Origin of the sequence: Trabulsiella odontotermitis (assembly GCF_030053895.1) — a bacterium.
GTDB classification, from domain to species: domain Bacteria; phylum Pseudomonadota; class Gammaproteobacteria; order Enterobacterales; family Enterobacteriaceae; genus Trabulsiella; species Trabulsiella odontotermitis_C.
Window position 1 is genome coordinate 568,029 of sequence record NZ_CP125781.1, and the last position, 19,018, is coordinate 587,046.

Annotated in this window: 13 protein-coding genes; 3 read left to right on the forward strand and 10 right to left on the reverse strand. The window is 57.1% G+C overall.

Annotation, left to right across the window (positions count from 1 at the left end):
• Window positions 1–6: 6 nt before the first annotated feature.
• Both QMG90_RS02810 and QMG90_RS02815 read right to left on the reverse strand, forming a co-directional pair.
• Window positions 7–264 (reverse strand): YjhX family toxin, encoded by a 258-nt coding sequence (locus tag QMG90_RS02810; protein WP_283282625.1) that lies wholly within the window; start codon window positions 262–264, stop codon window positions 7–9.
• Between the two features lie 263 nt (window positions 265–527).
• Complete coding sequence (locus QMG90_RS02815) at window positions 528–1,979, reverse strand: nucleobase:cation symporter-2 family protein (protein ID WP_283282626.1); 1,452 nt, start codon at window positions 1,977–1,979, stop codon at window positions 528–530.
• A 418-nt stretch (window positions 1,980–2,397) separates the two neighbouring features.
• Between QMG90_RS02815 and ygfT the strand changes: the two genes are divergently transcribed.
• Together ygfT and QMG90_RS02825 are read left to right on the forward strand one after the other, a co-directional pair.
• On the forward strand, window positions 2,398–4,335 hold the full coding sequence (gene ygfT / locus QMG90_RS02820; RefSeq protein WP_283282627.1) for a formate-dependent uric acid utilization protein YgfT: 1,938 nt from the start codon (window positions 2,398–2,400) through the stop codon (window positions 4,333–4,335).
• Window positions 4,332–4,811: a 4Fe-4S dicluster domain-containing protein gene (locus QMG90_RS02825; RefSeq protein ID WP_283282628.1), complete on the forward strand. Its 480-nt coding sequence runs from the start codon at window positions 4,332–4,334 to the stop codon at window positions 4,809–4,811. The genes ygfT and QMG90_RS02825 overlap by 4 nt, the downstream gene beginning before the upstream one ends.
• A 35-nt stretch (window positions 4,812–4,846) precedes the next feature.
• On the opposite strand, the gene QMG90_RS02830 is transcribed toward QMG90_RS02825, so the two are convergent.
• From QMG90_RS02830 to mocA, 8 genes are all read right to left on the reverse strand, one after another.
• Complete coding sequence (locus QMG90_RS02830) at window positions 4,847–6,214, reverse strand: NCS2 family permease (RefSeq protein ID WP_283282629.1); 1,368 nt, start codon at window positions 6,212–6,214, stop codon at window positions 4,847–4,849.
• 32 nt (window positions 6,215–6,246) lie between these two features.
• The gene (gene guaD, locus QMG90_RS02835) at window positions 6,247–7,563 is read right to left on the reverse strand and encodes a guanine deaminase (RefSeq protein WP_283282630.1); all 1,317 of its coding nucleotides are present in this window, start codon (window positions 7,561–7,563) and stop codon (window positions 6,247–6,249) included.
• A 14-nt stretch (window positions 7,564–7,577) separates the two neighbouring features.
• On the reverse strand, window positions 7,578–8,972 hold the full coding sequence (locus tag QMG90_RS02840) for a nucleobase:cation symporter-2 family protein (protein ID WP_283282631.1): 1,395 nt from the start codon (window positions 8,970–8,972) through the stop codon (window positions 7,578–7,580).
• A 168-nt stretch (window positions 8,973–9,140) separates the two neighbouring features.
• Complete coding sequence (locus tag QMG90_RS02845; protein ID WP_283282632.1) at window positions 9,141–12,011, reverse strand: molybdopterin-dependent oxidoreductase Mo/Fe-S-binding subunit; 2,871 nt, start codon at window positions 12,009–12,011, stop codon at window positions 9,141–9,143.
• Window positions 12,008–12,787, reverse strand: a complete 780-nt coding sequence (ygfM, locus tag QMG90_RS02850; RefSeq protein WP_283282633.1) for a molybdopterin-dependent oxidoreductase FAD-binding subunit — start codon at window positions 12,785–12,787, stop codon at window positions 12,008–12,010. Before ygfM ends, QMG90_RS02845 begins: the two co-directional genes overlap by 4 nt.
• Window positions 12,788–12,835: 48 nt before the next feature.
• A complete protein-coding gene (ssnA, locus tag QMG90_RS02855; RefSeq protein ID WP_283283870.1) occupies window positions 12,836–14,170 on the reverse strand; it encodes a putative aminohydrolase SsnA in 1,335 nt (444 codons plus the stop codon).
• A complete protein-coding gene (gene ygfK, locus QMG90_RS02860; RefSeq protein ID WP_283282634.1) occupies window positions 14,167–17,271 on the reverse strand; it encodes a putative selenate reductase subunit YgfK in 3,105 nt (1,034 codons plus the stop codon). Before ygfK ends, ssnA begins: the two co-directional genes overlap by 4 nt.
• A 323-nt stretch (window positions 17,272–17,594) precedes the next feature.
• Window positions 17,595–18,170, reverse strand: coding sequence for a molybdenum cofactor cytidylyltransferase (mocA, locus tag QMG90_RS02865; RefSeq protein ID WP_283282635.1), 576 nt, complete (start codon window positions 18,168–18,170; stop codon window positions 17,595–17,597).
• Between the two features lie 34 nt (window positions 18,171–18,204).
• On the opposite strand from mocA, the gene yqeC reads away from it, so the two are divergent.
• Complete coding sequence (gene yqeC, locus QMG90_RS02870) at window positions 18,205–18,972, forward strand: selenium cofactor biosynthesis protein YqeC (RefSeq protein ID WP_283282636.1); 768 nt, start codon at window positions 18,205–18,207, stop codon at window positions 18,970–18,972.
• Window positions 18,973–19,018 lie beyond the last annotated feature (46 nt).

The window sequence follows — 19,018 nt, forward strand, 5'->3', positions numbered from 1 at the left end:
CTCTCCTTAGCGGTTATCCAGTTGGGAACGCACGTGGTTCAGACCAGTGGTATTGATGCGGTAAGGCTGTCCGTTCACGGAGCGGATCAGTTTTTTGGTTCTGAGTTTTTTGAAAACGGCGAGCGTACAGTCGCTGAGCAGCAACCCTTCGCGGGAATAGCACTCAACGGCGGTGACGCGGCCAGAGGCGTCGCGGGTATGGGCGATGCGTCCGCCCTTGGCGAGAACGTGCAGGGTACGTTGTTCCTGACGGGAAATATTCATGCTGAAAATACCTGTAATCATCATGTGCAAAAACGAGCCAACACCGGCAGGTGTTCGCGTAAGGTTTAAGCGCAGCGATAACCAGTCCGGCCCGGGCGGGTCGGGAAGCTGATTATCTGATGGTTACAATCTCCAGCATCAAAGCCTCAGAGTGAGATGAAAAGATATTGACTGGCTAAATGATAACATGACTTTCCACGGGGTCATGATTTGATGCCAGAAATGTGATCTGCTGACGACCGGAGCCGCCAGCAGTGTGGGAGTTACTCCTCGTGCTGGCTTTTTTTCACCTTCCGCATCAGCAACCACATGCGCACAGTACGTGGCGAGCGGTGTGGCGCGTTCGGGTTTTCAGGCACCAGCCCGGTATTGTGTTTATGGTAGCCATTGAAAAACAGGTTCAGCAGTACGGCGCTGATGGTCGCCAGCATGATCCCGCTGTGCAGCAGCGGCTGGAGCTCTGACGGAAATTTAGAGAAAAAATTCTGCGACAGCGTGGGCGTCATCCCCACCCCGAGACTGATGGCAACAATGTACAGGTTGTAGCGGTTGGTGGTGTAGTTGATCCTCGACAGAATGCGGATCCCCGTTGCCAGCACCATACCGAACATCACCAGCCCCGCGCCGCCCAGCACAAACTGCGGAATGGACGCCACCAGCACACCCATTTTGGGCACCATGCCGAACATAATCAGGATCCCGCCCGAGGCGATGCACACCCAGCGGCTATACACCCGGGTGACGCTAACCAGACCGATATTCTGCGAAAACGAGGTGTGCGGGAAGCTGTTGAAGATGCCGCCGAAAATACTGCCGACGCCGTCCACACGCAGGCCGCGAACGATATCCTGCGGGGTCAGCTTGCGTCCGACGATCTCGCCAAGCGCCAGAAACATCCCCATGGATTCAATAAACACGATGATCATCACCGCGGTCATGGTGAGGATCGACACCGGATCAAAGACCGGTGTACCGAGCGCCAGCGGCGTGATGATGGCAAACCATTTGGCATCATGCAGGCCGGTGAGATTCACTTCGTTCATCAGCATCGACAGCACAAAACCAAAAACGATCCCCAGCAGCACGGCGACGTTGGACATAAAGCCTTTGGCAAAGCGCGTCACCAGCAGAATAAACAGCAGCACGGCAAACGAAATGCCGAGGTAAACCGGATTGCCATATTCCGGGTTACCTTTGCCGCCTGCCGCCCAGTCGATCCCCACCTGAATAATGCTGAGCCCGATGGAGGTAATCACCACACCGGTCACTAACGGGGGAAACAACGGCATCAACCGGCCGATGAGCGGGGCGAGGAGCGTCGTGATACAACCCGCGGCAATGGTGGCGCCGAAAATCCCCATCAGGCCAATGTCGGGATTAATCCCGATGGCCAGCATCGGTGTGACGGCGGCGAAAGTGACAGACATGATCACCGGCAACCGGATGCCCATAAAGCGACCGATGCCGATACACTGCAACAGCGTGACGACGCCGCAGCAGAAGAGATCGGAACTGATCAGCAGCGCGATCGTTTCTTTACTCAATCCAAGCCTGTCGCCAATCATTAGCGGTACGGCGACGGCGCCCGCGTACATAACCAGAACATGTTGCAACCCCAGAATGATCAACTTCCCTGGTGACAAAATACGATCCACCTCATCAGTTGCGTTGGGGCTGCCAGAGACCGATGGTGGCTGAGAATCAATGGCGCTCATAACTAAATCTCCTTGTTATCCAACAGCGCGATCCTGAAAGATCGGCTGAGCAGAGTGCGAAAGGGTGACAATGCAAATCCGGGAGAAAGTATGCTTAGGGAGTGCCAGTTTTTTGCACCGAGCGCGGAAAGTCATTGAAATGCGGCGACTATCACAGAAAAGCACGGTCGCCCGCGGATGAGACAACACAGCGCAACGGAAGGAGAACGTTACCTTTTCTCAAATTGAGAGAAAATTAATCATTCTGACTCTCTCAATGATTCACTTGCGAAACGTCACTGTGGCCGAGCGGCAGCCCTTTTGCGCGTAATGTTGAGGCGCATCGCAAAATTGCTGCATGGTTTGTGCTCTGAACAAAACGCGTCTGATTATTGCATTGCGTTCCCTGTTGATATCAAAAACAAGAAAAGGGACACGAATGAATAAGTTCATTGTTGCCGATGCGGCAGAGTGCATCGGTTGTCATGTTTGTGAAGTGGCCTGCGTCACATCGCATCGTCAGGATAGCTGGCCGCTGGCGCGCCACGAGTTTACCCCCCGTATCCACGTTATCTCACAGCAGACGGCAAGTAATACCACCACCTGCCGGCACTGCAATGACGCGCCCTGCGTCACCTCCTGCCCGACCGACGCGCTGCGTGTTGAAAACCACAGCGTCCAGCTCGACAGGGCAAAATGCATTGGCTGTAAAAACTGCGCGATTGCCTGCCCGTTCGGCGCGATTGAAATGGTGGCGACCGCAGGCAATGCGCCACTGGCGCAGAAATGCGACCTCTGTCATCAGCATCCGTCCGGGCAACAGCAGTGCGTCGCAGCATGCCCGACGCAGGCGCTACGTCTGATGGATGACGACGGGCTGGCGCGGCTGCAACGCGAAAGGCAACGGCGCGCGGCGCAGGGGCAGAATACGCAGCGGTCCCCCGCCGCTAACAGCCGGGAGTTTCTGAAAAAACCGCCACGCAAAGGAGCGGAAAAGCTCCCGGCAGAGCTGCGGAAAACCCATTTTGCGGAGATCTACCGCGGGCTGAATGGCACCGAGGCCAACTACGAAAGTTCGCGCTGCCTCTATTGTTCACAAAAAGCGTGGTGCAACTGGACCTGTCCGCTGCATAACCACATTCCGGATTTTATCCGTCTGGTGAAGGAAGGAAACATTATTGAGGCCGCCGAGCTGTGCCACCAGAGCAGTTCGCTGCCGGAGATTTGCGGTCGCGTATGCCCGCAGGACAGGCTCTGCGAAGGCGCCTGTACGCTCAAAAATCATCACGGCGCCGTCACCGTCGGCAACCTGGAGCGCTATATCACTGATACGGCGCTGACCATGGGCTGGCGACCCGACATGAGCGCTGTGTCGCCACGCGCTGAACGGGTGGCGGTGATCGGCGCCGGACCGGCAGGGCTGGGGTGTGCGGATATTCTGGCTCGCGCAGGTGTGCAGGTGGATGTCTTTGACCGGCACCCGGAAATCGGCGGTCTGCTGACCTTCGGCATTCCGCCCTTTAAGCTCGATAAATCCGTGCTGAGCCAGCGACGCGAGATCTTCAGCGAGATGGGGATCCGCTTCCATCTCAACAGCGATGTCGGGCGCGATGTGTCTTTCAATGATCTGCTGGCGAATTACGACGCAATCTTTCTCGGCGTTGGCACTTACGGGCTGATGGCTGCCGGGATTGACGGCGAAGACGCCACTGGCGTGATTCAGGCGCTGCCTTATCTTATCGCCAGCACCCGCGAGGTGATGGGACTGGAAGAGAGCCAGGAGTATCCGCTGACCGAAATTCACGGTAAGCGGGTAGTGGTGCTGGGCGGCGGCGATACCGCAATGGACTGCCTGCGAACCTCCATTCGTCGTGGCGCGGCCAGCGTCACCTGCGCCTACCGGCGTGATGAACTGAGCATGCCTGGCTCGAAAAAAGAGGTAGTGAACGCCCGCGAAGAGGGGGTCGAGTTTCTTTTCAACGTTCAGCCAAAGTACATCAGCCGCAACCGGAAAGGGCAGGTGACCGCTGTCGGGCTCATCCGCACCGAAATGGGCGAGCCGGGGCCAGACGGGCGTCGGCGTCCGCGCCCGGTGGCGGGTTCTGAGTTTGAACTTCCTGCCGACGTGCTGGTGATGGCGTTCGGGTTCCAGGCGCACGAGATGCCATGGTTACAGGGGCATGGCGTTGAACTGGATCGCTGGGGGCAAATCATCACCGGCGGCAAAGGCCGGACGAGCACGCAAACCACGCACGCCAGAATCTACGCCGGGGGGGATGCGGTCCATGGCGCAGACCTCGTTGTTACTGCCATGGCGGCGGGCCGACAGGCTGCCCGGGAGATGCTGGCGAGTTTTCGACTGAAGGAGGCCGTATGACCCGTTTTATCGTTGCCAGCGCGGACGACTGCATCGGCTGTCGTACCTGCGAACTGGCCTGTGCGCTGGAGCATGAGCCGGGCGTCACTCAGCTGTTGCCGCGACTGACGGTGATGCGTCTGAGTCAGCTTAGCGTCCCGGTGATGTGCCACCAGTGCGAGAATGCACCGTGCGTGGCGGCGTGCCCGGTCGCCGCGCTGACAATGGGGGCGGCGTCCGTTGAAGCGGATGATTCACGCTGCATCGGCTGTCAGAGCTGCGCGGTGGCTTGCCCGTTCGGGGCGATCACCATCGTGACCTCGGAAAACCGTCATCCACGGATCGTGAAGTGTGATATGTGCGGTCAACGTGACGCCGGGCCTGCTTGTGTGGAAGTCTGCCCGACGACCGCGTTGCGGATCATGACGGATGACGCGTTAGCGGCGCTGCAAAAGCAGCAGTTAGTGAAGCATGCCAGCCTGTTAAACCGGCTGTAGTCATGAGATGCCCGGCGTTGCCGCCGGGCAGTGTGTCAGATGGCCCAGCCACCCGCGTAGAAGACAACCAGCACCACCGCGATAGCGATTGTACCGATATTCAGTTTCTGCCATTCCCGCGCAAACACGCGACCAACCACCAGCGTCACAAACCCGAGCATAATGCCGGTTACGATGTTACAGGTCAGCACGATAAACACCGCACACACCAGGCCTGACATCGCATCAATAAAGTCGTTAAAGTCGAGCTTCGAGACGTTACTGAGCATCAGCAATCCGACGTACATCAGCGCCGGTGCGGTGGCGTAACCTGGGATCAGGTACGAAAGTGGCGACAGGAAAAGCACCAGCAGGAACAGCACCCCGACCACCACGGCAGTGAGACCGGTTTTTCCGCCCGCCGCGGTTCCCGCCGCAGATTCGATATACACTGCCGCCGGTGCCGCACCGACCAATCCGGAGAAGATAGAGCTGACCGAGTCACTGGTCAGCGCTTTGCCGCCGTTGATGATTTGGTTATTTTCATCCAGCAGGTTCGCCTGCCCGGCGACGGCGCGGATGGTGCCGGTGGCGTCAAAGACAGCGGTCATCACCAGCGCCAGCACGCTCGGCAGCACATACGGCTTCAGCGCGCCCATGATATCAAGGGTGAAGATCAGCGAATTCCCTTTGTCATCGGTCAGCGATGGCATCGCAACCAGCCCGTGGTATTTCACTGTCGGATCAAAAATCAGGCCGATGATCGAAATACCGATGATCGTCAGCAGGATCCCGCCGGGGATTTTGCTTTTCTCCAGACCAAAGATCATCGCCAGACCCAGCAGACTCATCATCACCGGGAAGGAGGTGAAGGCGCCCAGTGCGACCGGCAAGCCGTCGAGCGGGTTTTTGATCACCAGCCCGACGCCGTTGGCGGCAATCAGCAGCAGGAACAAACCGATGCCGATCCCGGTGCCGTGGGCGATCCCCATCGGCAGATTACGCAGGATCCATGAGCGCACGCCGGTGACGGAGATGGCGGTAAAAATCACCCCCATCAGGAACACCGCGCCGAGCGCCACGGGAATGGAGATTTGCTGGCCCAGCACCAGGCTGAACGCGGTAAAAGCGGTCAGTGAAATGGCGCAGCCGATTGCCATCGGCAGGTTTGCCCACAGCCCCATCAGCAATGAGCCAAACCCCGCCACCAGACAGGTAGCGACAAACACTGCGCCCGGTGAAAACCCGGCTTTGCCCAGCATCCCGGGAACCACAATCACCGAGTAAACCATCGCCAGGAACGTGGTCAGGCCCGCCAGGATCTCCTGGCGTACCGAGCTGCCGCGTGCGGAAATTTTAAAGTAAGCATCCAGGCCGCCGCGCGGGTTAGCGGCGCCGGGCGTGTGTAGTGAATCGTCTGCCATAGTGGTATCCCCTGCAGAAAGTGATTTTTTTATCAGGTACGTTCATAAACCAGACGGCCATCGACATACGTGCGATAAATCGAGCGATCGTCGCCCAGGGTAATCATGACGAACAGCTTGTCGATGAGAGACGCCGAGTTGTCGTAGCGCAGCTGTTGTAGCGGCGTTGCGGTCGGCTCCAGCACGACAAAATCGGCCTCTTTGCCTGGATGGAAATTGCCAATACAGTCATCGAGACCCAGCGAGCGGGCACCGCCCAGCGTCGCCAGATAAAACGCTTCATATGCTGACAACCGGCATCCCTGAAGCTGCATGACTTTGTAGGCTTCGTTCAGCGTTTGCAGCATATTGAAGGTGGTGCCTGCGCCGATGTCAGTCCCGACGCCCACGGCGACTTTCTTGTGCCAGGCTTTTTGCAGATTGAACAATCCACTGCCGAGGTACAGGTTGGAGGTCGGGCAGAAAGCGATGGAGGAATGCGTGTGGCTCAGGCAGTCCCACTCTTTCTCTTCCAGATGTACGCAGTGAGCAAACACGGATCTTTTCCCCGTCAGCCCGTAGTGGTGGTAAACGTCGAGGTAGCCCTCCCGCTCCGGGAACAGTTCTTTGACCCAGGCAATTTCTTCCACGTTTTCACTGAGATGCGTATGCACCCAGGTGTCGGGAAATTCTTCGCGCAGTTTACGGGCCATTTCTAATTGTTCGGGTGTGGAAGTGGGGGCGAAGCGCGGCGTGATGGCGTAGAGCAAACGGCCATTTTTATGCCAGCGTTCAATCAGCGCTTTGCTTTGCTGATAGCTCGATTCGGCGTCATCCAGCAGATATTCCGGCGCGTTGCGGTCCATCATCACCTTGCCGGCAATCAGTCGCATATTGATGTGGCTGGCCGCCTCAAACAGCGCATCCACCGACTGCGGGTGCACAGTACCGAATACCAGCGCCGTGGTGGTGCCGTTGCGCAGCAACTGTTTGAGGAAAAACGCGGACATTTCCCGGGCGTAGTCGAGATCGGCATAGCGCTGTTCCGTCGGGAACGTATGTTTGCTCAGCCATTCCAGCAACTGTTCGCCGTAGGCGCCGACCATTTCGCATTGCGGATAATGGATGTGGGTATCGACGAAGCCCGGCACAACCAGCTTACCGCGGTAGTCACGAATGCGAACGCTGGTGGGGACGCGGGATTTTCCGTCCTGCCACTCGCCAAACCATTCTACTTTTCCGTTACGAACCAGTAGTAAGCCATCCTCAATAAAACGCAGTGCGGATTCGATCTCTTCGGGATGTTCCACCGCACGGGTGACATCGAGAAACGCGCCGCGAATGGCTTTAATGGTGTGTTCTCCTGACATACATAAGTCCTTAGTTATTCCAGTTCATTGATGCTGGTGGTGGCGGCTTTGGGCTCATCGCGTCTGAGCGGGATGAGCAGGTTGAGCGCAATCGCCGTCAGCCCTCCGGCACAGATGGGATTTTCAACCAGCACGTAAAGTGATGCGGGCAACACCTGAAAGATGGCGGGATCGTAAGAGACGCCAAGGCCCAGCCCTAAAGAGGTGGCGACGATCAGCGTTTCCCGGCGCCGCAGCCCGTTGGAGATGATGATGCGGATCCCGGCGATGGCGATCATTGAGAACATCAGCGTCATGGCACCGCCAAGCACCGGCGACGGGATCGTTGTGAAGAATCGCCCGATCCCCGGAAACAAGCCGAGCACGATCAGCATGATGGCGATAAAGCGCCCGACGTAGCGCGACGCGACGCCGGTCATCTGGATCACGCCGTTGTTTTGCGCAAAGGTGGTGAGCGGCAGGGAGCCGAGCGCGGAGGCGATGACGGAAACCAGCCCGTCCGCCAGCACACCGCCTTTCAGGCGCGATTCATACTCTTCGCCTTTGATCGGCCGCTGCGACACCATCGCGGTGGCGGTGATATCACCTACTGCTTCCAGCACGCTCAACAAATAGATGGTGCCGACCACCAGGAAGTGATGGAAATTAAAGGAAAAACCATACTTGAACGGCTGCGGCACGGTAATAATGGGTAAATCCCGCAGGCTGCTGAAATCCACCATCCCGAGGAAAAACGAGACCACATAGCCCACCAGTAAACCGATGGCGATCCCGCTCATACGCAGTAACGGACTGCGCATGCAATTGAACCCAATGACCACCAGCAGGACCAGCAGACCGACGCCGATATTCTGATAGTTGCCAAACGTGCCGCTGCTTTTTGCCGCAAAGCCGCCGCCGAAATCGATGATGCCGACTTTGATTAGGCTCAGGCCGATCATCAACACCACAATGCCGCTGACGGTGGGTGTAATGACGCGCCGGAGATAGGGAAGAATAAACGACGAGCCGACCACCAGAAACGCCCCGACGAACGAGACGCCCAGCAGGGACGACATAATTAACTCTTCATGTAATCCGTCGCTTTTCATACTGCTGCCGAGCGCAATCATCACGGTCACGAAAGAAAAATTGACCGACTGGATCGACAGTAACCCGGAGCCGATGCAGCCATAGCGATGGACCTGCAGCCAGGTGCCCACACCGGAGGCAATCATCGCCATCGACACCAGATAAGCAGTGGTATCGGTCGAGAGTTGTAATGCAGTACCGACAATAAGCGCCGGGGTGACCATGGGCACAAAGATGGCAAGCAAATGAGTAATTGCGCCAATCAGGCTCTGGTTTACGGGCGGCTTATCTTCCAGCTGATAAATAAGATCTGAATCAGTTCGGGTAATATCAGACATCCCTTTACTCCTTCCTGGTAAATTTGATTATCTGATTCAACTGATAACTATCTGCTAGCCAGTAACAGCGTCATACCGAGGGCAGACAGCCCTGTGAATTCATGTCATGTGGTCATCAGCCATGGGCTGACGGTGGTTGTGTTGGGGCCGCAGCGCGGCCCCGCGTGGTTACAGTTTTCCAAGTGCGGTGAGTATTTTCTCCGGTGTGAAATGCCATTCACGCAGCCACACGCCGCAGGCGTCATGGATGGCGGTGGCAATCGACGGTGCGGCGCCGTTGACGCCGATTTCAGAGATAGACTTGGCGCCATACGGGCCAACCTTGTCATCACTCGGTACCAGCACGGCACGGAAATCGCGCGGAATATCGCCGATTTTGGGTGCGCCGTAGCTGCGCAGATCGCGGGTGATCGGGTGCCCTTCGTCGTCGTAGAGGATCTCTTCTGACAGACTGTGACCGATGGCGCGCAAGGAGGCGCCGTAGATTTGCCCCAACGCCAGATCCGGGTTAACCGGCGTTCCGCAGTCGAGCAGGGCATAGAACTTCTCAAGGCGGATTTCGCCGCTGCGCAGGTTCACTGCCACTTCTGCGAAATTAGCGCCATACGGGAAAGCGAAATCCGGTGTGATGTAACACGCCGATGCTACCAGCGAGCCAAAGCCGGTGCCGGTTTCGCCTTTATGGGCGATCTCGGCAAAGCTGACTTCGCCGCGTTGACCGCGCACGATCCCGGGTGCCACCAGCACCACATCTTCCAGGGGCTCGCCGATCATCTGCGCGCCGTGGAACAGGATTTTCTCGCGCAGATTTTCTGCCGCCATCCGCGCCGCGTTGCCGGAGAAGCAGGTGCCTGACGAGGCGTACGCGCCTTTATCAAACAGCCCGTGGTCGGTGTCGCCGGAGATGACATGCACATCGGCCAGCGGGCAGTGCAACACTTCCGCCGACAGTTTGGCGACGACGGTATCCAGCCCGGTACCGATGTCCGCTCCACCGGAATGGACGATAAAGGTGCCGTCTGATTCCAGCTTGATCATACAGTTAGCCTGGTCGATATCCGGGATCCCTGATTTCTGCATGATGATCGCGACGCCGCGCCCGATGCGCCAGTCGCCGTCGTGCGGTTTCGGCGAATCCCACTGGATCAGTTCACGCCCCTGACGGAGGATCTCTTCCAGCGCGCAACTGGCGGCAGTAGGCACCGACGTCGGCGCTTTTCCCTCACCGATCGCGCCAAGGATTTTCAGCGGCTGACCTTCATGCACGCGGTTACGTTCGATAATCTCCAGTTGATCGATATTCAACTGTTCGGCCAGTTCCGCCAGCGCCATGGTGATGGCGAAGTTGCCTTTCGGCGCGCCATAACCCTGATACGCGCCAGCCGGGCACATATTGCTGTAGTAAGTGGTGACCTGGAAATCGACGTTATCGCAAGGGTACAGTGGCAGCGACAGCGCCGGGCCGTTGGATGGCACAGTAAGCGAGTGGTTGCCAAACGGGCCGGTATTGGCGCGGAAATCCATGCTGATCGCCGTCAGACGACCATCTTTTTTGGCGCCCAGTTTGACCGTCACTTTCGCCACGTGGCGCGACGTGTTGGCAATAAATTCTTCTTCGCGGGTATAGCGGAAATAAACCGGACGCCCGGTAACGCAGGTGGCCCAGGCGCAGACTTCTTCCAGCAGGATATCCTGCTTCGAGCCAAAGCCGCCGCCGACGCGTTCTTTAATCACGTGGACTTTGTTCTGCTTCATGCCGACGATGCGCGCCACCTGACGGCGGACATGCCACGGCACCTGTGTGGACGCGTGGATCACCAGACGATCGCCATCCATGCGGGTAAAGCAGATGTGCGGTTCCGTCGGGCACTGCTGCGCCTGCGTGGAGCGGTAGGTGCGCTCGATAATCACGTCCGCTTCGGCGAAGCCGCGTTCCATATCGCCGATGTGGCCGTGCAGACTGGCGGCGATGTTTTTGCGCGGACGGGAGCCGATCGGGAAGTTGATGATCATGTGCTCGCCGCGCTGTGCCGCGTGACGGTTGTCCTCTTCCAGCGTATCGGGGGCGCCCGCCACGTAGATGACCGGTTCGTCATGCACCACAGGCGCATCGTCTTCCATGGCCTCATCAATGGACATCACCGGTTTCAGCAGCTCATATTCCACCTCGATAAGCTTCAGCGCGGCGAGGGCAATCTCTTCACTTTCCGCCACCACGGCGGCGATGCGATCCCCGACATGGCGCAGCTTTTTGCTGAACATGCGTCTGTCGAGCGGTGACGGCTCAGGGGCGCTTTGCCCGCCCGGCGTGTAGTAAATATCCGGGCAGTTCAGGTGCGTAATGACGTGAACGACGCCGGGCATGGCTTCGGCTTTGCTGACGTCAAGACGGGTGATAATGGCGTGCGGGTGCGGGCTGCGCAGCATCTTAATCACGCAGGCGTCCGGGGTGATCCTGTCCTCAACGTAGCAGGGTTTCGCCTGTACCATTTTGGCGGCGTCGGATTTCGGGTGCACTTTGCCGATCAGGGCCAGATCATCGCGGAACGTTGGCGCATAGTGAGCCGCAAGCTGCGGGTTTTCCTTACGTGCCACGGCCAGTTCGATGACCTGATAAAACTGCTGATAGCCCGCATCGCGGCTGAACAGCCCGGAAAGGGCATCATCAATTTCTTCGCGAGTGGGGTTGGCAATTCTCTCCAGCAGATCGGTGATGATCAGCGCTGCCGCGGGATCGTTAAAGCCGGACTGCACCACGCCAACATCGACCATCGCCTGTTGTACCAGGCTCAGCTGATTCCAGCTTCCCAGTGATTCGGCAGTGATCACCGTTGCGCGATCCAGTTGTGCGGCGATCAGCAGCGAGGCGTTAACGATACGGCCGTTAAACAGGATGGCATCGGAACCGGCGAAACCAAACCCGTCGTCGCTGTTGCGCACGGAGTGCATGCCGAGCGAGAACAACAGGCGCTGGACGTTTTCCCCTGGCGTCACTTTCAGCTCTCGTGCGCCGCCATTCAGAGTGAAATGAATGATCATGCTAATTCTTCTCCCATCTGCTGACAGTCGGCGTAGAGATCCGCCACGACAACGCCAGCGATATAGCGTTTGTAGGCGACGCTGCCGCGAATGTCCTCTCGCGGGAATACGGCGGTGCGAACGGCCATTTCCAGGGCTTCGCCTTCCAGTTGCTGTGCTTCGACGTCACGCAATCGGATCGGGATATCAGCAACGCCATCCAGCGCGATACGCGTTTCGCCATCATCGGTAAGGGCTACGGCCGCCGTAATCACGGAGAGCCCGGCATGTGAACGGCTGATCCTGCGGGTCGCGCAGGCGCGGAAAGGATCGTGAATGATGATTTCCGTTAACAACTGGTCGTCAGGCGAGGCAAGCCAGGCTTCCAGCGGTAAAGTTTCGCCATTGGCGAAAACCAGTAAGGCATCCAGCGCCAGTAAAACCGGCAGCAGCACCGACTCTTCCTGACGCGCAGCGATCTCGCCGCCGAGGGTCGACTGATTTCGCAGATGGCGGGAGTCGATGAATCCCAGCGCGTCGTGCAGGGCGTCAGGAATAAAATGCAGTTCTCGCAACGTCTGGAGCCGGGTCATGAGGCCAATACGCAGGCAGCCGTTATCCCAGTCCGCCCAGTCAAGCGACAGGTCTTCGAGGGCAATCGCGATGCGTTTGTCCGTGCGGCCTGGCGTTGCGTTGAGCTTGCTGCCACCGGCAAACCAGACAGCCTGCTCTTTGTAGTGGCGTTTCAACTCCAGTGCCTGTTCGATGGAGTCTGGTCGGAAAAATTGCTCTAACATGATTCATCCTCTTCGGCTCCTCCCCGCGGCGGGCGGGGAGGGACAGGGTTAGTTCAGCGCATCCATGCGTTGCCATAGCCGGGCGGCAACCTTCCGGGCTTCGGCAAAGATGGGTTCACAGTCAAAGGTGAACTGTCGGTCCTCGTAGACCATCGCGCCGTTGACCATCACGCTATTCACGCTGCTGGCGCCGAGGCCAAACGCGATATGCCCGGCAATGTTTTCCGCGATAAGCGGCGTCGGGGAGGTGTAATCGCAGATCGTCAGATCGGCTTTGTAGCCCGCTTCCAGACGGCCAAATTTGGCGTGGAAATTGCGGCTCAACAGGGCGTTGCCGTTGCTCAGCGCGCGGGCAAAGCTGTCTGGCCATAACGGGCCGCCAGCATCGCGGTGTTTGAAGAAAGCGAATTTCATCTCTTCAAACATGTCCGAGCCGATACCGTCCGTCCCCAGCGCGAGGTTGCGGATTTGCGTCAGATGAGGGTTGTAACCGACCTGGTTGTTCATGTTGGAACGGGCGTTATGCACCAGGAAACCGTCGTGGTCATTGAGCAGACGAATGTCGTTCTCAGAAAGATAAAGACCGTGCGCGACCAGCGTTTTACTGTTGAGCAGGTCATAGTCGGCCAGTCTTTCCAGCAGATCTTTGCCGTAATGATGGTGGCTGTGGGAGACGTCGTAGCGGTCTTCTGCCGCATGGATATGCAAGCCGCGATCCGTCACTTTGACTGCTTCACGCAGCATCGACAATCCCTCGTCGGAGACGGTGAACGGTGCATGGGCGCCGATATGCGCCTCCACCAGCCACGGCTCACTGCCTTTTTCACGTGCGCTGTCGATTTCACGGGCGAAGCGGATGTTCTCTTCCACGCCCGCCTGCTGTTCCTTCAGACCGCTGTTGCGATCCGTAGTTTCGAAACAGGTGATGCCGCGCAGCCCCACTTTGAGGAATGCGTTACGCAACTGGCTTAGCGAGCCCGCAATATAATTCGGTGAGGCGTGGTGATCGATAACCGCTGTACATCCGCTGCGGATGGCCTCAATGGAGCACACCAGTCCGCTGTAATACAGGGATTCTTCATCCAGCGCGCGATCAAGCTTCCACCACAGATTTTTGAGCGTGGAGATGAAGTCCGGGCAGGGGGCAATGTTGGCTTGAATGCCGCGCGATAATCCGGAGTAAAAATGGTTATGCGAGCAGACAATGCCCGGCATCACCAGGCGGCCATGCATCTCTTTTACCTGTGCCTGCGGATAGCGCTGGCTAAGGCCGGGGCCAATGTCGTGGAGGATATCGCCTTCAATGGCGATATCAACGTTTTCCATGACCATGGCCGGATAGAGCTGTGCGGCGGTGACATTTTTCAAAATTAACATGCTTATACCTCCACGCTGCCGAGCAGATAGTGATGGTGTTGATGCACATGGCTGATGATGCGGCAGGTGGCGTCAAGCTGCGGCGGTACCTGCTCAAAGCTGCCTTGTTCATCGATATTCAGCACCCAGGTCTGGTTGTCCTGACGGATATGTACGCGCGCATCCTCGACCAGGAAGCCAGGGTTGGTGCTGTTAGCGAAATCCTGAGGCAGACTGAAAATAGTGAGCTTGTCCTTGTAGGGTTTGCCCTGCCACGGGCAGAACTGCGCGCAGTTGCCGCATTCGTTGCAGTAGGCATCAAGGTGCAGCGTCTGGAAACGGTTCTGGAACCCCGGCACGGCAATGGAAACGTTGGCGCGGTTTGGACACACATCCACGCATTTGCTGCAGACGTAGTTACATTCCAGACAGCGGGAGGCTTCCTGCGCCACGAAGGCGTCGCGGTCGTCTTTATCCACCAGCGCAATGGAGATAGATCCTTTGCGGCGATAGATGTCTGCCGGGTCGACGTTGTTCCAGCGTTTGTCGCCGTGATGCGAACGGATGTTTTCCCGCGCAAGAATGACGTCGGTGGCCTTACGGGCGTTGCCGATGGCAGAGACGATTGATGACGGGCCGCGTTGCACGTCGCCAATCAGGAAGACGTCTGGCTTGCGGGTTTCGCCGTCAGCGTTGACTTCCGGCCAGCCGCGGGCGTCCAGCGGGACTCCCATTGCATCCAGCGCATCGGCATCCTGTTGTTCGCCGATAGCGGTGATCAGCGTATCGACCTGCATCGTGCGGGTTTCGTCAGTCTCAACCGGGCGGCGGCGACCTTTTTCATCGGCCTCGCCCAGTTTCATCACGCGTACGGTCAGCGTACCGTCGCGATCGAATTTTTCCGGGTTGCTGAGGAACTGGAATTCAACGCCGTCATGCAGCGCTTCTTCGTACTCTTCGCGCCAGGCAGGCATCTCCTGTAACGAGCGGCGGTAAACGACGGTGGCTTTTTCCACGCCCGGAATGCGAAGCGCCGTGCGTGCGCAGTCCATTGCGGTGTTCCCGGCACCGACCACCACAACATGTTTGCCGAGCTGTAAGGATTTGCCGAGATTGTAATCACGCAGGAACTGCAGTGATTTCCAGACGTTCTGGTTATCGCCCGCCAGTTTCACGCCGCTGTTTTTCGCGGTACCGGTACCGACCAGCACATATCTGAAGCCTTCCTGCTTGAGTTGATCAACAGTCAGGTGCGGATCGCAGCCGTAAATGATGTTAACGCCGTGGGCAACCACGAAATCAATATCGTGCTGGATGAGCTCACCAGGAATACGGAATTGCGGAATGATATTTCTGACCACGCCGCCCGCGTTTTCTTCGCGCTCAAACAGCGTCACCGGGTGCCCGGCACGGGCGAGAAAATAACCCGCCGCCAGCCCCGCCGGACCAGCGCCAATCACGGCGACCGGGTTCAGCGAACCGGATCCCGCCGGTTTATGCCAGCGCTGCTGATACTCGTTCCAGCCTTTTTCCAGCGCAACCTTTTTCAGTTCGCGAATGTTCAGCGCGCTGTCGTAGTCGAGACGCGTACAGTTGTACTGACATTGGTGATCGCAAATATGACCGGTGATGGCGGGCAGCGCATTGCGCTGATAAATCAACTCCAGCGCATCGGCATAGCGGTGTTCGCCCATCAGATGGATGTATTCCGGGATGTCTTGTTTGATGGCGCAGGCCGTGACGCACGGCGCCACGTAGCAGTCGGTCATCGGCAGTTTTTCGCCGACGTCGATACGCTCTTCCGGTTTCCAGTGTTTCTGTGTGTATTCCATGCTGACGGCACGTTCTGCGAGGTCGTTCAGGCGGGCGACGTTAACGTGGTTCATTTCCCAGCCGTCGGCCTGTTCCAGTTCGCGCATGCATTCGCTCAGGCGCAGATAGCCGCCGGGTTTCAGCAGATCGGTCGCCATGGTGATGGGGCGAATACCGGTTTCGAAAATATCTTTAATCGTGAGCTGGCTGGCGCCACCGGAATAAGAGATCGGCAGTTTGCCGTCGAACGCGCGGGAAAGCAGGGCGGCGACGTTAATGGAGAGTGGGAACAGCGCGCGGCCTGACATGTACATTTCATCGCCCGGCAGCGCACCTTTATTGTTGATGGTGCCGAGGGTGTTGGTCAGTTTCACGCCAAAGCCGAGCCCTTTCTCTTTCGCCAGCGCCATCAGGCGTTGCAGCATCTCCAGCGCCTGGCCGATTTTCAGGTCATGCTCGAAGGATTCTTCTTTCAGGCCGACATAATCAAAGCCGCAGGTATCGAGAATTTCACGCACCCGCTGATAACCGAGCAGCGTAGGGTTGAGCTTCACAAAGGTGTTAAGCCCTTTCTCTTCCAGCATGTAGCGGCAGATGGCTTCGATTTCGTCCGGCGGGCAGCCGTGCATAGTCGACAGGGTGACGCCATGGACCATGGTTGCCGGAATGTGCTCCGTGAGCGTTGCGAGCTGGAAGCGGATATCTTCAAGCTGGTGGCGGCGAAGGAATTCATCATCGCGCAGCCAGCGGTCCAGCGTGTCGCGATAGAGGGCGAATTTCGGATGCGCGGCGGCGTTCATCATGTTGTCGATGAACTGCTGCATCGGCGGCTGTTTAATACCGTCGAGGTTATAGCCCACGCTCATATTGAAGATGAAGGATTTCCCGGCGCGCGTCGGGGTGAGCGGGAAAATGGTTTCCAGCAGATGCAGCACAAACCAGGCTTTCAGGTATTCGTCCCAGGCTTTCAGCAGCGTAAATTCGGTGGACCATTCGGTGTTGAAGCACTCGTCTTCAGCATCGATACACGGTTTTTCCAGCTCCAGCCGATCGAGGATTTGCACCGTTTTCAGTTCAATGAAGCGCCCACCCGTCAGCCATGAGGTAATAATGTTTTGCGCGAGCTGAGTGTGTGGCCCGGCGGCGGGGCCTATTGGCGTCGCGCAGGTTTCACCAAACACACTGAGCTGATGCTCTTTCACCGGTGAATAGAACTGCTCTTCAGGAATACCGAAAATTGAATGGTGGTTCTGGTATTCATCAAAAATGCGCGTCAAAAGTTCCTCAAACGGAATGGGACGCATGATATCCCCCATAACCCTCTCCTTAGTTTCATATACACAGCGGTGTATCAGGTGGAATCAACATGGCCGGAATGGCAGTCACTCCGGCGGATTGGGTTAGTCAGAGCAACATTCGCACCAGTTATTACGGTGGAGGGAAGGAAGAATGAAAAAATGTGAAGCGTCTCGAAAGTTAAGCCCGGTTTGTGAATTATCTCACGTCGGTTAAATGAGAATTACACTCACTCATTTCACTGCGGGGGTTATATTTCTCAAATATCATTTTTAACTATCATAATGATAAATATGTCTGCGAAGAGTTTATTTACGGGCACGCAAACGATTAACTGGAAAAATTAATCCCGATAATTATCTTGCAGGTTGATAAAATCTTGCGGCGTATCGATATCAAAAATGATTTCGGGTTCTTCCATTTCGAGACAGCGATGTTTCCCGGCCAGTAAGGCGTTGCGCATCGAGCGGGTTTGCCGTTGAGTAACAGCAGTTTGTAGTGTGTTCTGGTTGAGCAGAACAGGGTGCCCCGGCGTGCCGTTGTGGTGCGGAATGACTGCGTAATCGCCACGTAACGCCCAGAGTCTACTGAAGATTTTTTTATTGAGGCAGGGAATGTCGCCGTGGGTAATAAAGCAGTATTCGCTCTCTACCCGGCTGGCACCCGCGGCGATGGAAGAGAAGAGCCCTTCGGCATAATCAGGATTATCTACCAGCAGAAGATTATCGCTTTTCGCGTAGCGCTGATGTAGCTCATCGCGGCGAAAGCCGGTGACTAAAATAATACGCGAGCAAAATTGCATCGCATTTTTAATACTTGCATCAAGAATTGTTCCCTGCTGCCAGGGTAACATCATTTTCCACTGTCCCATACGAGACGATAATCCCGCAGCGGTAATAATACAGTCGATCTGTTGCATAGCATACTCAATATAACCAGAAGCCGTTTAGCGAATGGAAAATATACCTCAACGTGAAACCCTGTTTTGTGATTTGAGCGCATTTGTTCGCCCACTGATGATATCCGCTGTCGGCGCGGGAGGGAAAACCAGTACGCTGTTCTGGCTGGCGAAACTTTTCCGCCAGGCGGGCAGACGCGTGCTGATCACCACGACCACCAATATGTTCCTTCCTGCTGAGCAGTGCCCCGTCATGTTGTGTCGCGATCCCGCGCAATTGCCCGCTGCGTTCTTTCAACAACCGCTGGCGGCCTGCTTCTCCCGCTGGTTGCCGGAGGCCGGCAAAGTGCGTGGGTTTACCCCGGAAACCATTGATGCGCTGGCGGCACGTGAAGACTGCGACGTCATTCTGGTCGAATCCGACGGCGCTCACGGTTTTGCTATTAAGGCGCCAGATGAGCATGAACCTTGCATACCTCAAACCAGTCATTGCGTAATTGCGGTAACGGGCGGGGGAATGCTCGGGCAATCGGTGAGGCCAGACAATGTCCATCGCTGGCCCGCGTTTTCCCGCATTACCGGCGCAGCGCCTGAAGATACGCTGGATTTCTCCATGCTACTCCGGCTGGTCAGACACCCGCAGGGCCTGTTTAAGGGCGTACCGCCAGGCTGTCGTCGGGTGTGGCTGCTGAACCAGATTTCTCAAAATGAGAAATTTCCCGCGCCACTGTTTTCCGCCGCGCTGGAGCACGGAGAAGCCGATGTCGTCTGGTTGGGCGCCGTACAGGAAACCCCGGCCATTACACGCAGACTGGTGAGATAGCGACGCCGGGCACCCGGTGTTATTGAAGGGATATCCATTGAGGTTT